The 12,849-nt window shown below is 66.9% G+C and carries 10 protein-coding genes; all 10 read left to right on the top strand.

Translation table 11 applies throughout. The features are described from left to right. Positions 1-37 precede the first annotated feature (37 nt). Positions 38-676: a hypothetical protein gene (locus tag ABEA07_RS06025; protein WP_345536526.1), complete on the top strand. Its 639-nt coding sequence runs from the start codon at positions 38-40 to the stop codon at positions 674-676. A gap of 51 nt (positions 677-727) precedes the next feature. Further along, complete coding sequence (locus ABEA07_RS06020; RefSeq protein ID WP_345536525.1) at positions 728-2,710, top strand: hypothetical protein; 1,983 nt, start codon at positions 728-730, stop codon at positions 2,708-2,710. A 142-nt stretch (positions 2,711-2,852) separates the two neighbouring features. Then, positions 2,853-4,442 carry a type I secretion system permease/ATPase gene (locus ABEA07_RS06015; protein ID WP_345536523.1) on the top strand — a complete coding sequence of 530 codons (1,590 nt, stop codon included), beginning with the start codon at positions 2,853-2,855 and terminating at the stop codon, positions 4,440-4,442. Then, entirely contained in the window at positions 4,439-5,803 is a 1,365-nt protein-coding gene (locus tag ABEA07_RS06010; protein WP_345536522.1) for an HlyD family type I secretion periplasmic adaptor subunit, read from the top strand. Before ABEA07_RS06015 ends, ABEA07_RS06010 begins: the two co-directional genes overlap by 4 nt. A 263-nt stretch (positions 5,804-6,066) precedes the next feature. Then, positions 6,067-7,251 carry a substrate-binding domain-containing protein gene (locus ABEA07_RS06005; protein ID WP_345536521.1) on the top strand — a complete coding sequence of 395 codons (1,185 nt, stop codon included), beginning with the start codon at positions 6,067-6,069 and terminating at the stop codon, positions 7,249-7,251. Positions 7,252-7,260: 9 nt separating this feature from the next. Continuing rightward, positions 7,261-8,025 (top strand): ABC transporter ATP-binding protein, encoded by a 765-nt coding sequence (locus tag ABEA07_RS06000; protein WP_345536520.1) that lies wholly within the window; start codon positions 7,261-7,263, stop codon positions 8,023-8,025. Then, entirely contained in the window at positions 8,022-8,750 is a 729-nt protein-coding gene (locus tag ABEA07_RS05995; RefSeq protein WP_345536591.1) for an ABC transporter ATP-binding protein, read from the top strand. The genes ABEA07_RS06000 and ABEA07_RS05995 overlap by 4 nt, the downstream gene beginning before the upstream one ends. Positions 8,751-9,706: 956 nt before the next feature. Continuing rightward, entirely contained in the window at positions 9,707-10,693 is a 987-nt protein-coding gene (locus tag ABEA07_RS05990; RefSeq protein ID WP_345536519.1) for a branched-chain amino acid ABC transporter permease, read from the top strand. Positions 10,694-10,703: 10 nt separating this feature from the next. After that, positions 10,704-11,768, top strand: a complete 1,065-nt coding sequence (locus ABEA07_RS05985; protein ID WP_345536517.1) for a branched-chain amino acid ABC transporter permease — start codon at positions 10,704-10,706, stop codon at positions 11,766-11,768. A 168-nt stretch (positions 11,769-11,936) separates the two neighbouring features. Continuing rightward, positions 11,937-12,812: an alpha/beta fold hydrolase gene (locus ABEA07_RS05980; RefSeq protein ID WP_345536516.1), complete on the top strand. Its 876-nt coding sequence runs from the start codon at positions 11,937-11,939 to the stop codon at positions 12,810-12,812. Positions 12,813-12,849: the final 37 nt, after the last annotated feature.

Genomic DNA, 12,849 nt, shown 5'->3' with positions numbered 1-12,849 from the left:
CGAGCATCTCCACGACCTCACCGAAGAGAAAGACATCATGGGACAACCGATCATCGTGCTCAGCCATTGGCTTCGCGCAACTGCAGCGCTCGCGCTGTGTGCCTCGATCCTGGCGCTTCCCGGCTGCTGGGTCATTCCACCGAAGGTCCTCACCACGCCGGGCAACCCGGTGCCGGTGGCGAAGCACTTTCCGTCGGCGCTGCTGGCCGAGCCCATTGAATTGCGCAAGGAGTACCGCCATACGACGCAACCATTTGAGATCAAAGGGCCTGGTGAACGATGGACTGTCTCACTGGGGTTTGTCGCTGCGGACAGCAGTCTTACTGTGCAGCAAAGGCGCGATGGCGGATCCGATACGTGCTGGACCAATGGCCCGGACGAAGGAATGCGGCCTCGGACATGCAGGAACGCCACGCCAGGTTTTCATCTGCGATGGGAGTTGCTGAGAGACGACGGCAGCATCGCCGCACAACATGAGCGCGACAACCTGGCCCAGCGTGGTGGTGGAACCTATAGCGGAAGTGCAATTACTCGTACGTTGTCGGGCTTTTCAAACCAGCGCCGTGGCATCTATCGGCTTCGAGTCGCTGTGTTGCGGGATGCGAAGGAGCTTGACTTTTTGAAGCCACACATCCTCATTGATCGTCCCTTCTTCAATTCACGAGCAATCGAATAGCCGTTTCGCGATTCCCGTCATCCCAAACAGCCCATTAGAGAGGAGCGCATCATGGGACAACCAAGTATTACGGTCTATGTCGACAACGTCGGCACGCCGCACGCCTTCATCAAGCTTGATGACGGGCAGGGGCGTATCGACTACTACGGCTTCGCACCCAGCACGCCCGGCGATCCACATGGCCCCGGGAAAGTGGGCGAGGGTCTGACGACGCATGCGCGCGGTGACCGGAACAACAGCCATGCCGGGTTTATTGATGACGTAGGCTGGGGCAGGTCGATTGCAATCGACAGTGCGCAACACGATGCCATGACGCAAGCCGTCTCTGATTGGCGTTTCGCCGATCACACCTACAACGGCCTCGCCACCCTGGGCGGCGAGAACTGCGTGACCTTCGTCCAAGCCGTGCTCAAAGCCGGTGGCGTGACCGACCTCACCACATCGCGCACATCGCTGCCCATCAACCTGATTCCCGCCGACGAGCGCAGAGCGCTTTTCGTCACCGACGCCGATGGTCGACGGTGGCCCTCTGACGCGCTGACAGACCCGCTCACGACCCCTGGCACCCCCGCCTACGAGTACAAGCAGTCGCATCCCGAGCTCTTCACAGTCCAGCCGCCGCCATTCCAAGGCCCACTGCAGTCGCTTCTTCAAGGCTTCCAGTCTCAGGTTTCAAGGTCATCGGACTGGAGCAATTCCGAACTTCACATCGAACCTGATGGATCGATCGTCGAGGAGGTCACCTATGCCGGCCCGCTGCGCGGCGACACGATGGAAGTGCAGTACACGGCATCGGGAATGGTCTCGCGGGTGACCGAAACCGACGGCGCCCGCAACAACGCCGACTATGGCACGCGAACCACGATCTACGACCTCGAAGGCCGCATCGACCTCGTCGACGCGCGGCTCGATGACGGCAGCAGCGACTGGACCGACTACGACCAGGCCAACATCCGCAGCGACAGCGTCTCGCGAACCCATACCGATGCGCAGGGCCGCACGGACTGGGTCTCGGTCGAACAGGACGACGGCAGCCATGAATGGACCGACTACGACCAGGCCAACACGCGCGGCGACAGCATCTGGCAGAACCGCGTGGATGCGGCAGGGCGCGAGGACTGGCGTTCCGTCACCCTGGACGACGGCAGCCGCGATTGGACCGATTACGACCAGGCCAACACGCGCGGTGACAGCATCTGGCAGAACCGCGTCGACGCGGGAGGACGCGAAGACTGGCGCTCCGTCACCCTGGACGACGGGAGCCGGGACTGGACCGACTACGACCAGGACGGCAGCCAAGCCTGGAGCACGGTGCTGTCGCATTTCGATGCGTCGGGCCGCCGGGACTATGCCAACGTGTACCAGGACGACGGCAGCCGGGACTGGTACGACGACGATCAGGACAACAGCCAAAGCTGGAGCACGCTGGTCTCGCACTTCGATGCCCAGGGCCGCGAAGCGCATGCCAACCTGTACATGGACGACGGCAGCCGCAACTGGTTCGACTACGACCAGGATGGCTCGCAGCCCTGGAGCCGGGTCGAGTCCCGCTTCGATGCGGCGGGGCGTGAAGACGAAGCCAACCTGTTCTTCGACGATGGCCGCCGCAAGCGCTACGACGATGACCAGGACGACTCGCAGTACTGGAACCGGGTCGAACACGATTTCGACGTGTTCGGCCACGAAACCATGGCCAACGTGTACCACGACGACGGCAGCCGGACGTGGCTCGACTACAGCGTGACGCCCGGCTACCAGGTCATTTCGCGGTTCAACCCGCAGGGCTTGCTGATCTCCAGGGAGGCAAGCGCTTATTGGCCTGGTGCGCCGTTGCCGGCGCCGCTGCCGCCCGCCATCGGCCCGGCGCCTGCTTTGCCCTTCCTCGTCCTGCCGGCCCTGGCGCCACTCAATCCTTTCCTGCCTTCGCCTTTCCCGACTTTCTTCCCGCCGTCGGACTTTCAGGCGCCTCCACCGGTTCCGGAGTGGGATCTGGAGGTGGAGGTGCGGATTCCGGAGCCGGAGCCTTGGGGCTGAGGTGCGCCGGTATTCATCCGCAGAGATCTTCGGGGCCTTCGTCGGCAGCTCGGTCGTTCACCTGCTGCTGCTGATCCCGACGCTCGTCACGCTGCAGATCTACGACCGTGTGCTGACCAGCCGGCGCAGCGAAACCCTGCTCATGCTGCTGGCCGCCGCCGTCCTGTCGCTCGCGGCATGGTGGATCGTCGACACGTCGCGCGTGCGCTGGCACGCGGCGCGCGCGGCGGAGATGGAGGCGCAGCTCGCGCATGACCTGGTGCCGCTGATGCTTCATCTCCCGGCCCTGCAGGCGGGCGCGGCGATCCAGCAGTTGTGGCGCGACATGGCCGCGCTGCGGAAATTCACCGGCGGCCCGGCGCTGCTGGCGGTCATCGATCTGCCCTGGTGCCTGGTCTACCTGCTCGTCATCGCGGCCTTTCATCCGCTGCTGGGGGCGGTAGCCCTGTGCGGCGTGCTGATGCTCGTCGGACTGGCATGGCTGACCGAATGGCGATTGCGGGCCACCGTGGCGTCGGCCGAGGATTCCCAACTGCAGGCGCAGCGCAGCTCCGGCGAGATCGCCGCCTTTGCCGAAGTCCTGCAAGCCCATGGGCAGCAAGACCAGATGGGCGCGGCATGGCTGGCCATCAGAGACAGGGCGGCCGGCGCGCAACTGGCTGCCGATCTGCAGGGGCACAGCCTCAAGGGCTGGGGCAAGCTGCTACGTCAGGTGTTGCAACTGGGCGTGCTTGCCATCGGTGCCTGGCTGGTCCTTCAGGGTCATGCCACCGGCGGCGTGATGATCGCCGGCAGCATTCTGCTGGGCAAGGCCCTGATGCCGATCGAAGTACTGATCGGCGGCTGGAAGCAGCAACTGGAAGCCCGCAAGGCGCTGCTTCGGCTGCGCCACGCCTTCGCGTCCAAGGCCGATGTCGGCAGGCTGTGGCCGGAGACCGTCCTGCCACCCGCCAAGGGCGAACTGCGGCTGGTGGACGTGGGTGTGGCGCTCTCGCCGGACCGCGGCGCAATCCTGCACGGCCTCAGTCTCACATTGCCTGCGGGCGCGCTGCTGGCCGTACTCGGTCACAGCGGCAGCGGCAAGAGCACACTGGCGCGCGTGCTGGCGGGCGTGCAGGTTCCGACCCACGGCGAGGTGTCGCTGGACGGCGCCGCGCTGCGTCAATACAGCGCACGGGCCCGCGGATGGGCGACCGGTTACCTGCCGCAGGATGTGCAGTTGCATGACGGCAGCGTGGCGCACAACATTGCGCGCCTGTGGCAGCCGACCGAGGCGCTCACGAACGAACAAAGCGATGCGGTGGTCGAGGCCGCACAGCGCGCCGGCGCGCATGCGCTGATCACAGCGCTGCCCCGCGGCTACGACACGCTCCTCGGCAGCGCGCCAGGCGCGCAACTGCTTTCGGGCGGGCAGCGCCAGCGCATCGCGCTCGCCCGCGCGATCTATGCCACGCCGGGCGCCGGCGTGCCCCGTCTCGTCGTTCTGGACGAACCCGACAGCCATCTCGATGCGGATGGCGAGGAGGCCCTGGCGCGTTGCCTGCACGATTTGCGCGAGCGGGGCTGCACCGTCGTGGTCATCACCCATCGCCCGCACCTGATCGCGTCGGCAAGCCATGTGCTGGTGCTGGTCCAGGGCGCGGTCGAGCAGTTCGGCCCGCGCGAACAGGTGCGGCAATGGATGGTCAGGCGCAACCGGGCCATGCTGGCAAGGCAGGAGAGCAGGGCATGAATGCCGGGCCCGCGCCCGCGCCGCCATGGCAACGGGAAATGCGCCGCGCCTGGCGCGCCGGCCTGTGTGGCACCTTGCTCGGTGCCCTGGCGCTGGGCGCCTGGGCCGCCCTGGCACCGCTGGCCGCGGCGGTGATCGCCGAGGGCACCGTCAAGTCCGTGGGCAATCGCAAGACGGTGCAGCATGCCGAGGGCGGCATCATCGCCGCCATCCACGTGAAAGACGGCGATCGGGTCGCGCAGGGCCAGGTCCTCGTCACCCTGGCCGATGCGCGCGTGGCCGCCGGGGCACAGGCCCTGCTCGAGCAGTGGATGGCGGGTACGCTCAAGGCTCAGCGGCTCGAAGCCGAGATCGCCGGCATTCCGTTCGCGCCGAAGTTCAAGGACTTTCACGAGCGCTCCCCGGCGAGCGGCGAGACGCGCGACATGTCGCTGTGGACCTTGCTGGCCCGGCGCGAGCAGGGACTGTTCGCCGCCCGTGCCCATCAGCAGGCCGAACAGGCGCGCTGGCTGCGTGAACAGTGGTCGCAGATCCGGCGCGAGACCGCCAGCCAGGACGAACTGATCGCCACCACCGAATCTGCCTTGGGCCTGGCCCGGCGCGAGTTGGCGGCCAACGAGAAGCTCAAGGCTGATGGCTTCATCAGTGATGCCAGGTTGAGCGAGTTGCAACGGGTGGTGGCGGACTACCGCGCGCGCATGCAGGCCAGCCGGAGCCAGCTGGCGCAGGCGCGCCAAAGGGAGGCGGAGACCCGTTTGAAGCTGGCGGCCCAGAAGACCGAGTTTGCGCGCGCGGCGGCGGACGAGTTGAAAGAGGTCTCCGGCCAGCTTGCGCAGATCGAGCAGGCGCTGCGGCCGGCGCTCGATGCGCAGAGCCGGCAGCGAATCGTGGCGCCGGTCGCCGGAGAAGTGGTGGACCTGAAGGCCCACACGGTCGGTGCCGCCATCGGTCCGCGCGAGCCGGTGCTGGACATCGTGCCGGCCGGCGCTGGACTGGTGATCGAGGCCCGCATCGCGCCGGCCGACATCCGGGACGTGCAGCGCGTGCAGGCGAGCGCGGGCCTCGCGCATGTGATGCTCGCCGCGTACCGTGCCCGCTCCACGCCGCAGGTCGAGGGACGGCTCGGCTACCTGGGTGCCGACCGCCTGTCCGATCCCCACACGGCCGCGCCGTACTACGTGGCGCATGTCACCGTGAGTCCGGAGGCGTTGCAGGCCGCCGGCGAGCTGGCCGGCCAGGCGCTGGTGCTGGCGCCTGGCATGCAGACCGAGGTGTTCATCCCGACGGCAGAGCGCAGCGCATGGCGCTATCTGTTCGACCCCGTGCTCGATGGCGTCCGGCGCAGTCTGCGGGAGCGTTGATGGCAAAGCGGCGGCTCAGTGAAGCCCCGCTTTTTCGTGATACGCCACCGCGTTGATGTGCAGCGGTCGCTTCACGGTTCTGGCTTCGAGGCTCAGGAAAACCCTGAACCAATCCTATACAACTGGCTGAATATCAGGCACACCAACTGCCTCGAATCCAGGCTAGTCGCTGCCATCGCGAGGGAAAGTCCTGGGGTATTCGCAGATTTCCGCCTGGCATGGACTGTGCAATATTCAGCCATCCATTCTCAGGAGACATCGAAATGCACCGTCGCCATCTCGTCGCCCTCGCGGCGATCGCCGCACTGGGCACCGCGCCCGCCTGGGCCCAGTCCAACGAGATCCGCATCGCCCACATCTACAGCAAGACCGGTCCGCTGGAGGCCTATGGCAAGCAGACGCAGACCGGCTTCCTGATGGGCCTGAACTACGCCACCGGCGGCAGCATGGCCGTCAACGGCAAGAAGCTGGTGGTGATCGAGAAGGACGACCAGGGCAAGCCCGACCTGGGCAAGTCGCTGCTGGCCGCGGCCTATGCGGACGACAAGGCCGCGCTCGCGGTCGGCCCCACGTCGTCGGGCGTGGCATTGGCCATGCTGCCGGTGGCCGAGGAGTACAAGAAGATCCTGCTGGTGGAACCCGCGGTGGCCGACTCCATCACCGGCGACAAGTGGAACAAGTACATCTTCCGCACCGGCCGCAATTCGAGCCAGGACGCGATCAGCAATGCCGTGGCGCTGGACAAGCCGGGCGTCAGCATCGCCACGCTGGCCCAGGACTACGCCTTCGGCCGTGACGGCGTGAAGGCCTTCAAGGAGGCGGTGAAGAAGGCCAAGATCGTCCACGAGGAATACCTGCCGCAGAACACCACGGACTTCACCGCCGGTGCGCAGCGCCTGATCGACAAGCTCAAGGACCTGCCTGGCCGCAAGGTGATCTGGATCGTCTGGGCCGGCGCGGGCAACCCCTTCAAGATCGCCGACCTGGATCTCAAGCGCTACGGCATCGAGATCGCCACCGGCGGCAACATCCTGCCGGCCATGGCCAGCTACAAGCAATTCCCGGGCATGGAAGGGGCGACCTACTACTACTTCGGCATCCCGAAGAACCCGGTGAACGAGGCGCTGGTCGCGGCCCACTACAAGGAGTTCAAGACGCCGCCGGACTTCTTCACCGCCGGTGGCTTCAGCGCCGCGATGGCGGTGGTGACGGCGCTCAAGAAGACCGGGGGCGACACCAACACCAACAAGCTCATCTCGACGATGGAAGGCATGAGCTTCGACACGCCCAAGGGCACGATGACCTTCCGCAAGGAAGACCATCAGGCGCTGCAGAGCATGTACCACTTCAAGATCAAGGCCGACCCGGCCTTCACGTGGGGCGTGCCGGAGCTCGTTCACGAGATCAAGGCGTCCGAGATGGACATCCCCATCAAGAACAAGCGCTAGACCCCGCCGATGCTCGAAACGCGCGGGCTCACCGTCCGTTTCGGAGGCCACGTCGCCGTCAACGATGTCAGCTGCAGCTTCGCACCTGGCACGCTGACCGCGATCGTGGGTCCGAACGGCGCGGGCAAGACCACCTACTTCAACCTGATCTCGGGACAGCTCAAGGCGACGGCCGGCACGGTGTCGCTGGACGGGCAGCCGCTGGCGGGCCTGAGCGCCTCCGCGCGCACGCGTGCGGGCCTGGGCCGGGCCTTCCAGTTGACGAACCTGTTCCCTCACCTCACGGTGCTGGAGAACGTGCGGCTTGCGGTGCAGGCCACGAAGGAGGGCGCGCACCGGCGCGGCCTGAACCTGTGGAGCATCTGGAGCGACCATCGCACGCTCACGGAGCGGGCCGACCGCATCCTGGCCGACGTGGCGCTGAAGGCGAAGGAACACGCCACCGTGGCCAGCCTGCCGCACGGCGACCAGCGCAAGCTGGAGGTGGCGCTGCTGATGGCGCTGGAGCCCAAGGTCTTCATGTTCGACGAGCCCACGGCGGGCATGAACGCGGCCGAGGCGCCGGTCATCCTCGACCTGATCCGCGCGCTGAAGAAGGACCGCAGCAAGACCATCCTGCTGGTCGAGCACAAGATGGACGTGGTGCGCGAGCTGGCCGACCGCATCATCGTGCTGCACAACGGGCAACTGGTGGCCGACGGCGAGCCCGCCAAGGTGATCGCCTCGCCGGTGGTGCAGGAGGCTTATCTCGGCGTCGCGAAGGAGAAGGCCTGATGGGCGAGAACCTGTTGACGCTGGAAGGCGTGCACACCCACATCGGGGCTTACCACATCCTGCATGGCGTGGATCTCGCGGTGCCGCGGGGGCAGCTCACGATGCTGCTGGGGCGCAATGGAGCGGGCAAGACCACCACGCTGCGGACGATCATGGGGCTGTGGCATGCGTCTCAAGGGCGGGTGCGCTTCGGCGACCAGGACATCACGGCGCTGCGCACGCCGCAGATCGCGGAACTGGGCATCGCCTACGTGCCGGAGAACATGGGCATCTTCTCGGATCTCACGGTCAAGGAGAACATGCTGCTGGCCGCGCGCGGCGCGAAGAACGCGCAGCAGATGGACGAAGCGCGCCTGAAGTGGATCTTCGGGCTCTTCCCGGCCGTCGAGAAATTCTGGAACCACCCGGCCGGCAAGCTGTCGGGCGGGCAGAAGCAGATGCTGGCGGTTTCGCGCGCGATCGTCGAGCCGCGCGAACTCCTGATCGTGGACGAACCCAGCAAGGGCCTGGCACCGGCGATCATCAACAACATGATCGACGCCTTCGACCAGCTCAAGAAGAGCGGCGTGACGATCCTGCTGGTGGAGCAGAACATCCACTTCGCGCAGCGCCTGGGCGACACGGTGGCGGTGATGGACAACGGGCGCGTGGTGCACAGCGGGAGCATGGCCGCGTTCTCGGCCGACGAGCAGTTGCAGCAGTCGCTGCTGGGATTGGCACTGTGAGCGCGCTGTCTTGCGCCCGATGGGTGATGAGGGTACTGTCTTTCTCCCTCTCCCTCTCCCTCTGGAAGAGGGTTGGGGTGAGGGCTCCGGGCCTTTTGTTTGGCGCTGCGGCAGTGGTGGCGCAGGAGCCGGGAATTCGCCCCGGCGGGCGAGTCACTTTCTTTGTCTCGCCAAAGAAAGTAACCAAAGAAAGGCGACCCCACTGCGCGCGTCCCTCCGCTTCGCTACGGGCAACCTGCGGTGCTCGCACAGCCGGCCCGCCGCAGAACTCGCTACGCGCCCTGCGGGCGCTGCGCTCAAACAGATGCGGCGAGTCAGTTCACGAAGCATGCCTGTCCTTCGGCAGGCATGCCGGCCGGCTGTGCTCCGCTCCTCGGCACGCGCAGAGGGGAGTGGGACGGGCCATCGCTGCGCTCGGCGAACGTCGGCTCGCTTCGCTTCGCGCAGCATCGAGCGCATGCTCATGCTCATGCTCATGCGCTTTGGCAGCATCCAGGCAGACCAGCAGCAATTGGGGCCGTGAGCTTGCGCAAAGTGCACGCAGAGCTGCAGCCCCTGCCTTACAGCATTCCACGGAAGGACGCGCCATGGCGCGTTGGAGTTCCATCCCCTCTGCGCGTGCCGAGGAGCGCAGTGCATCCGGCCCGCACGCCTGCCGGAGGACAGGCGTGCTTCGTGAACTGACTCGCCGCAGCTGTTTGAGCGTAGTGAACGAAGTGAACGCAGCGAGTTCTGCGGCGGGGCCGGATGTGCGAGCACCGCAGGTTGCCCGGAGCGAAGCGGAGGGACGCGCGCAGCGGGGTCGCCTTCTTTTGCTTACTTTTCTTGGCGAGACAAGAAAAGTAAGTCGCCCGCCGGGGCGAATTCCCGGCTCCTGCGCCGCGGCAAGCGCAATGCCAAACCAAGCGCCCGGAGCCCTCACCCCAGCCCTCTTCAAGAGGGAGAGGGAGTAAGACATGAAAACATTCGACCTCGACTGGAAGCCCCTGGTGCTGGTACCCGTGCTGGCGCTCGTCGCCCTGCCCCTGACCGGCTCCTTCTCCACTTGGCTCACGCTCACTGTCGCCGGCCTGGCCATGGGCATGATCATCTTCATCATCGCCTCCGGCCTGACGCTGGTGTTCGGGCTGATGGACGTGCTCAACTTCGGCCATGGCGTGTTCATCGCCTTGGGCGCCTTCGTCGCCAGCACCGTGCTCGGCGCGATGGGCGACTGGACCGGCTCGCAATCCATCCTGCACAACCTGGTGGCCGTGTTCCCCGCCATGCTGGTGGCGATGCTCGTGGCCGGCGCGATCGGTTTGGCTTTCGAGCGATTCATCGTGCGGCCGGTGTATGGACAGCACCTGAAGCAGATCCTCATCACCATGGGCGGCATGATCATCGGCGAGGAACTGATCAAGGTGATCTGGGGCCCGGGCCAGCTCCCGCTGCCGCTGCCGGATGGCTTGCGCGGCTCGCTGCTGGTGGGCGATGCCGCGATCAGCAAGTACCGCCTGCTGGCGGTGGCGGTCGGCATCTTCGTCTTCGGCCTGCTGGCCTGGACGCTGGGCCGCACCAAGATCGGCCTGCTGATCCGCGCCGGCGTGCAGGACCGCGAGATGGTCGAGTCGCTCGGCTACCGCATCGGTCAGCTCTTCGTCGGCGTCTTCGTGGTCGGCAGCGCGCTGGCCGGCCTGGGCGGCGTGATGTGGGGCCTGTTCCAGCAGAACCTGATCCCGCAGATGGGCGCGCAGGTCAACGTGCTGATTTTCATCGTGATCATCATCGGCGGCCTGGGCTCCACCACCGGCGCGTTGATCGGCGCGTTGCTGGTGGGGCTCATGACCAACTACACCGGCTTTCTGCTGCCGGTGGCCACGCAGTTCGCGAGCATCGCGCTGATGGTGGCGGTGCTGCTGTGGCGCCCGCAGGGCGTGTACCCCGTGGCGGGCAGCAGGTGAGGGCTGCCGAATGCTGAATCGACTTCTGTCCAACGACCTGCCGCGCAGCCGCGTGCTGGCCGTGCTGCTGATCGGCCTGTTCTTCGCCCTGGCCTTCGCGCCCTTCATCTTCCCGGGCGTCAAGGCGCTGAGCGTGGCGGCCAAGGTGCTGGTGTTCATCGTGCTGGTCGCGAGCTTCGACCTGCTGCTGGGCTACACCGGCATCGTGAGCTTCGCCCACACCATGTTCTTCGGCATCGGCGCCTACGGCATCGCGATCTCGGCCACGCGGCTGGGGCCGGGGTGGGGCGCGGTGCTGCTGGGCCTGGGCGTGGCGCTGGTGGTGTCGCTGCTGCTGTCGCTGGCGATCGGCCTGTTCTCGCTGCGGGTGCGGGCGATCTTCTTCGCGATGATCACGCTCGCCGTGGCCTCGGCCTTCCAGACGCTGGCCTCGCAGCTGTCGGACTTCACCGGCGGCGAGGACGGGCTGACCTTCAAGCTGCCGGAGCTGATCTCGCCGAGCTTCGAGTTCGCGCAGGAGCCTTTCCTCGGCGTGTCGCTCGACGGCCGGCTGCTGTGCTACTACCTGCTCTTCGTCGCCGCGGTGGTGCTGGTGCTGGCGCTGCTGCGCATCGTCAACTCGCCCTTCGGCCGCGTGCTGCAGGCGATCCGCGAGAACGAGTTCCGCGCCGAGGCGATCGGCTACCGGGTGGTGGTGTATCGCACCACGGCCTCCGTGCTGTCGGCGCTGTTCGCGACGCTGGCCGGGGCGATGCTGGCGATCTGGCTGCGCTACAACGGGCCGGACACCTCGCTGTCCTTCGAGATCATGATCGACGTGCTGCTGATCGTGGTGATCGGCGGGATGGGCACGATCTACGGCGCGGCCATCGGCGCCGCGCTCTTCGTGGTGGCGCAAAGCTACCTGCAGGACCTGCTGCGCCTGGGCAACGAGGCCGTGAGCGGCGTGCCGGCGCTGGCGGCACTGCTGTCGCCCGACCGCTGGCTGCTGTGGCTGGGCCTGCTGTTCGTGCTGTCCGTCTACTACTTCCCGACCGGCATCGTCGGCCGCCTGCGCGCGAGGGCCGTGACATGACGCTCTCCCCCAGGCTCCCCCACTTCGTGTGGTCCGCCAACCCCCTCACCCGGGGGCGCACCCAGAGGCCCGGCAAAGCCGGTTCCTCGGGTGCTCCCGAACGGGCCGGCTTCGCGGCCTGCGTGTTTCGTGCGTCGTGGAGGACGCGCAGCGTCATGGAGCCCTGAAATGAATGCACCGACTTCGAACTACCTGCGCATCGCGGGCCGCGAGATCCATTGGCTGGACTGGGGCGAGCCCGGCCGGCCCGTGGTCGTCGCCTGGCACGGGCTGGCCCGCACCTGCCGCGACATGGACGAGCTGGCGGCGCATTTCGCGCGGCAAGGCTTTCGGGTGATCTGCCCGGACACGCTGGGCCGCGGCCTGAGCCAATGGAGCCCGGTGCCGGACGAGGAGTACCAACTGCGCTTCTACGCGCGCCTGGCCGCGGGCTTGTGCGAGGCGCTGGCCCTGGAGCGCGTCCACTGGGTCGGCACCTCGATGGGCGGGGCGATCGGGATGGTTTGCGCAGGTGGGCTGGTCGAGCCGCGCATGAAGGCGCGCATCGCCAGCATCGTGCTCAACGACAACGCGCCGAGCATCGCCGATGCGGCGGTGGCACGCATCCGGTCCTACGCCGGCAACCCGCCGGCCTTCGAAACGGTGACGGAGCTGGAGGCCTTCTTCCGCACCGTCTACCAACCCTACGGCTGGCTCAGCGATGCGCAATGGCGGCGGCTGACGGAGAGTTCCACGCGGCGCCTGCCCGACGGGCGCGTGACGCCGCACTACGACCCGGCGATGGTGCGGCAGTTCATCGTGCATCCGGATGACTACGACCTGTGGCCGCACTACGACGCGATCGAGGTGCCGCTGCTGTGCCTGCGCGGCGCGGATTCCGACCTGGTGCTGCCCGAGACCCTGATCGAGATGCGCGCACGCGGCCCGGGCGCGGCCGGGCGACTGCAGATCATCGAGGTGCCCGGATGCGGGCACGCGCCCGCGCTGAATGTGCCGGCGCACCTGGAGCCGATCGAGGCCTTTGTGCGCGCGGCCGGCGCGTGATCGAACAGATCGCCACAATCCGTCGCCGGATCAACCC

Source organism: Variovorax defluvii (genome assembly GCF_039541515.1).
Classification (GTDB): domain Bacteria; phylum Pseudomonadota; class Gammaproteobacteria; order Burkholderiales; family Burkholderiaceae_C; genus Variovorax; species Variovorax defluvii.
This window is presented reverse-complemented; position numbering and strand designations above follow the sequence as displayed.